We start from the raw sequence: 480 nt of genomic DNA, 5'->3' as shown, positions 1-480 counted from the left end.
GAATAGGCCGTCTGAAACATTTATAATCCCTGTTTCAGACGGCCTTTAGATTAACGATATCCATATGAAACCCAGATTTATTACCCTTGACGGCATAGACGGCGCAGGCAAATCCACCAACCTCGCCGTAATGAAAGCATGGTTTGAGAAACACCAACTGCCCGTATTGTTTACGCGCGAACCGGGAGGCACTCCGGCCGGAGAAGCATTGCGTGAAATCCTGCTCAACCCTGCCACCCAAGTCAGCCTGCGTACCGAAACTCTGCTGATGTTTGCCGCCAGACAGCAACACTTGGAAACGGTCATTCTGCCTGCCCTGAGAAACGGCACTCATGTGGTTTCCGACCGCTTTACTGATGCAACGTTTGCCTATCAAGGAGGTGGGCGCGGTGTTCCCTTGCAAGATATTGCCACGCTTGAGCATTGGGTACAGGACGATTTCCGCCCAGATTTAACTTTGCTGTTGGATGTGCCTTTGGA

General features: G+C 51.2%; 1 protein-coding gene. It reads left to right on the top strand.

Translation table 11 applies throughout. The features are described from left to right. Nucleotides 1-64 precede the first annotated feature (64 nt). The coding region (gene tmk, locus ACTHUR_RS19615; RefSeq protein WP_440400461.1) for a dTMP kinase at nt 65-480 on the top strand (416 nt) is incomplete at its 3' end.

This window comes from Neisseria sp. P0021.S007, assembly GCF_051956855.1.
Note: the sequence above shows the minus strand (reverse complement) of the source record. Positions and strands in the feature narration are given on the sequence as shown.